This window comes from uncultured Gimesia sp. (assembly GCF_937910335.1).
GTDB lineage: Bacteria > Planctomycetota > Planctomycetia > Planctomycetales > Planctomycetaceae > Gimesia.
Window position 1 is genome coordinate 1 of record NZ_CALEMX010000556.1, and the last position, 4331, is coordinate 4331.

General features: G+C 52.4%; 4 protein-coding genes and 1 pseudogene. 3 read left to right on the plus strand and 2 right to left on the minus strand.

Translation table 11 applies throughout. The annotated features are described in order from the left end of the window. Positions 1-426 precede the first annotated feature (426 nt). Both Q0668_RS22950 and Q0668_RS26005 read right to left on the minus strand, forming a co-directional pair. Entirely contained in the window at positions 427-1404 is a 978-nt protein-coding gene (locus Q0668_RS22950; protein WP_298868871.1) for a hemolysin family protein, read from the minus strand. 226 nt (positions 1405-1630) lie between these two features. Continuing rightward, positions 1631-1807, minus strand: a pseudogene (locus tag Q0668_RS26005) (sodium:calcium antiporter); the annotation flags it as partial. Between Q0668_RS26005 and Q0668_RS22955 the strand changes: the two are divergent. The 3 genes from Q0668_RS22955 to Q0668_RS22965 all read left to right on the plus strand — a co-directional run. Then, entirely contained in the window at positions 1734-1901 is a 168-nt protein-coding gene (locus Q0668_RS22955; protein ID WP_298868872.1) for a hypothetical protein, read from the plus strand. The pseudogene Q0668_RS26005 and the gene Q0668_RS22955 sit on opposite strands and share 74 nt — an antisense overlap. Positions 1902-2097: 196 nt before the next feature. Beyond that, positions 2098-2445: a YegP family protein gene (locus Q0668_RS22960; protein ID WP_298868873.1), complete on the plus strand. Its 348-nt coding sequence runs from the start codon at positions 2098-2100 to the stop codon at positions 2443-2445. A gap of 852 nt (positions 2446-3297) precedes the next feature. After that, a partial coding sequence (locus Q0668_RS22965; RefSeq protein ID WP_298868874.1) for a hypothetical protein occupies positions 3298-4331 on the plus strand: 1034 nt, incomplete at its 3' end.

The following is a 4331-nucleotide window of genomic DNA, read 5'->3' on the forward strand; positions in this document are numbered from 1 at the left end:
AATCCACAACGGTTCTTCGCCAAACTCGGCAAACCAAACCTCTGAGCAGCCCTGCAATTAACGTCAGTAAGGGGTGAAAAAGTTTGATCATTGTGGTAGAATCAGTTTCGGTGGTAACATGATGTAAAATAAGGAGATGTCACTTTATTTGTACCCCGCTGAGACACAGGTTACACTCAATTGACGACCTCTTTCAGTGCTCTGCGGAACCTTCGCCGACTGCAGGGCCGCAGAGTTTACGCAGGTCACCTTAAATGCTGATGTCGCGCTTGCTGTTAACCTGATTCAGAACAGTTCGAAAGCTGTTGCTTACCTGCGAGCCACCGTAGAGGACTCGAACTTTTGTAAGTTCCTTTTATTTCACGACTTCCGGAATCGAGTTGCGCGCGAGTCGTTCAAAGAGCGTTTTGTACGGGGAGATGAGCGTCACCATCTCGACTCAGCGTCCTTCTCATCCTCAATTTCTCCGACAATTTCCTCCAGAACGTCTTCCAATGTCACAATGCCGACTGTCCGTTCCATCTGCTGAACGACGGCCAGATGCTGGTGACGCGTGCGGAACTCTATCAACAGTTTGTCGGCGCGAGTATCGGCACTGACGACAAATGGCGAGTGCAGGATCGAGGTGATCGACGCCTCTTCCTCACCACCAGCAAGCATCCTCAATACATCGCGGGCGATCAGCATACCCCGAACATCGTCAGGGGATTTTCCGAAGATCGGGTAGCGTGAAAACTCCTTAGTGCGAATGATATCTGCAGCTTCGCTAACCGTGGCCGATGCAGGAATGGAGACCACCTTTTCCAGCGGTGTCATGATGCCTTGAGCCGTCCTATCGTTAAGGCGAAACGTTCGGAAGATCATGTGGCCCTCGTCGGGTTCGATGTGGCCGCCTTTTCGACCCAGTCTGACGAGCGCGCGTATCTGCGTTTCCGTTCCGATTCTCCTTTGTCCCCGCATCAACGTGTCGGAAAGCCAGGCAAGCGCAACGCCGAGCGGATATATGGCGAACCCCAAGGCGCGAATAACTGGAGCCGACCAGCGAGCCAATCGCGGCGCGTAATGCGATCCTAGCGCCTTCGGAATCACCTCCGAGAAGACGATTGTTCCGAGCATGAGCACAATCGTGATGGGAACCAAGGCCCTTGGGCCGTAAAGTCCGAATGCCTGCTGGCTGACGAGAATCGGCCCGAGCACATTGATCAGGTTGGTGAGAATCACGACCACGGCCAGCGAACGAGTCAGTTCCTGCTTCACTTCCCGCAGCCGTCTCGCACCGTGTTTGCCGCGTAGAATCAGTTCATCGACCTCCGGCTGAGAAACGCTAAGGACTGCTGCGTCGACAGCGGCCATCAACCCCGACAAGGCGACAAATACGACAATTGAACCTAGCAGCCAAACCATGAACTCACTCCCCATGCAAGAAGAATCTGCTGTGAAAGCATTCCTTCGCCGAATATGTCACAAATGCGTCATCATTGCAACTTCTTGGCGCCTGACAGGGGTATGCGGACGCGTACATTCACAATGAGGGGGCTGGCTAATCCGGCCACTCGCAGCTTGAAGCAAGCAACGATCCGTCGTTCACTATTGTCCTTCGGGCGAAGGGCGAGCAATCGCCCCAAAGAGCGATGAGTGCCGAGACGCCCAGTACGAAGAGCACGTTGCAGATGTTACTGCCTACGACGTTACCCAGCGCAAGACCAGCCGCGCCGGCCATGCTTGACTGAATCGTGACGGCCATTTCCGGCGAGCTCGTCCCGAAGGCAACGACGGTCAAACCGATCAATAGAGGAGATACTCCCCAGATGGTTGACAGTACGGGAGCGAAAATCTTCGTGTGTGGTCAATCTTTAATCGGTAAAGGAGGAAAACCGGAAGATGTGGTTGTCTTTCTCTGATGTTGCCGTTTCTGCATTGACTGCGCTCATTAATTTAAAAGCAGACGGATACGCATATATCCCGATTTTGAAATAGGAATATATACTTTGAGTTGATACACTCTACTTGGCCATAAAACCTTATTGACTATCGTAGACTCCAGGCCTCACTTTCCGGTGGTAGGGAGTCCTATTACGGCATTGGAAAGGAACCATTATGCCAGCCAAGTTTCAAATCAAAAAAGCACGGAACGGCAAGTTCTTCTTCCACCTTCTCGCTACTAACGGTGAAGTCATCCTCGCCAGCCAGATGTACGCCTCGAAGGCAACAGCGAAGAAGGGAATTGTCTCGGTTCAGGCAAACGCTGCTGATTCTGATCGCTATGAGGCGAAGACCAACAAGGCAGGCGAACACTACTTCGTACTGAAGGCGAAGAACCAGCAGGTGATCGGAAGCAGCGAAGGCTACAGCGGTAAGACTGGCATGAAGAATGGAATGAAGTCCGTTTCGAAGAATGCTCCGAATGCGGCCATTGAAGACATAAACGTGAAGGTGAAAATTTGACCAATCGGTAGTCTTCTTTTGATTCCGCCCGTCGGCCCCACACCCCAGCAAAAGTTTCTTGAGTTTGAGCGGAACTTTCGCCGACTGCAGGGCCGTAGAGTTTACGCATTTCACCTTATATAATGATGTCGCGCCTGCCGCTAACCCCGTTCAAAAAAGTTCGAGGAGAGTTGGTTACTTCCGAGCCACCGTGGAAGACTCGAACTTTTGCAAAGCATTGCTGTTTCACGACTTCCGGAATGGGGTCGCGCGCGAGTCGTTACGAAGAGCGTTTTGTACGGGGAGCTTTGTGTAACGTTTACGAACAAGCGCTACCCACCAGTTAACTAAAACGCCGGTCGAGAAATCGCCCGGCGTTTTTTGTTTACCCGCTATCATAGCAGCATTTGGCACCGTGCTCCAATTTCAGAGACTCTCCGTCGGGTACAAAAATGACTGTCGCCCGTTAAGTTCAACGGGCAATTGATCTTTGACTACAAAAACTGACGAAATAACTGACGCGAGTCGGAGCAGGTATGCTGTGAATGGCTGTTAGTTGTGACCTTTTAGATGCCAACTCGCGTACGCTAAGCGTGAAAAATGACTTGTGTTTCGATTAGATCTACGCGACGGGGAAGCAATGAAAACTCTACCTCGCGAGTTGTTACGCAGAGTGTTTTGTACGGGGAGTCCCAGCGAATATTTACTTGTCACTAACTCATAGTCTAAAATGGTGTTATCTTTTTGCACTTCCCGTTTCCTAAACTGTAGAATGACAGATGAGATTTTGCACGCTGTGTATCGCTGCAACTAACCGCCAATATATACAATACAGGGTTTCATCTGAACAACTGACGAGAGAAAGGTCACCCCATGCTCAATCGAAGAGAATTCCTTGCGGCTACAGGTGCCGGGCTGCTGACGACTCAAACCGGACTTTTGGCTCAACAGCCGAAGAAGAAAAAACGTCTCGCAGTCGTCACAACTTTGTGGACGTACAAGTCGCACGCCTGGCACATGGCCGAGCGGTTTCTACACGGCTACCCGATCGGCGGGGAGTGGCATGAATCCGGTCTGGAGGTGGTTTCGGCTTACGTGGATCAGCGACCGGATGGCGATCTTAGCGGGCAGCGGTCGAAGGAATTCGGGTTTCCAATTTATCCCACCGTGGCAGAAACGCTTCGCTGCGGTGGAGACAAGCTCAACGTGGACGCCGTGCTGCTGATCGGCGAGCACGGTGACTATCCCCAAAACGAGTTCGGACAGAAGCTCTACCCGCGATATGAGCTGTTCTCAAAAATTGCCGGCGTGTTTCGCAAAGACAAAGTCTCGGTGCCGGTTTTTAATGACAAGCATCTGTCCTGGAATTTTGATTACGCAAAGGAAATGGTGAACACCTCAAAAGAACTCGGTTTCGCATTTCAAGCCGGGTCGTCGTTGCCGGTCACGTGGCGAATGCCGTCGGTCGACATGCCGTATGGGGCGGAAGTGACCGAGGCGATGGGAATCGCCAGCGGGCCGATCGACATCTATGACTTTCACGCCATGGAGATGATCCAGTCGATGCTCGAACGGCGGAAAGGTGGCGAGACCGGCGTGCAGGAAGTGATGGCGTTACGAGGACCGGAACTCTGGCAGGCGTTGGACGGGGGGCAGTTGCCAGGTGGTGGCTGGCCACCTGAATTGTTTGAAGCGTGTCTTTCGCGCAGCCAGACGCTCGCCCAGCCAGCGAGTTTCAGCCATCGATACCCGACGAAGGAACAAATTCGCGAGAAGGTCAAGGACCCGATTTACTACTGGATCAAGTATCGAGACGGCACGATCGCGCATCTACTGCTGCTCAACGGACTGGTCGGTGACTTTACATTCGCGGCTCAGATCAAGGGACGGAAGAAGCCACTCTCGAC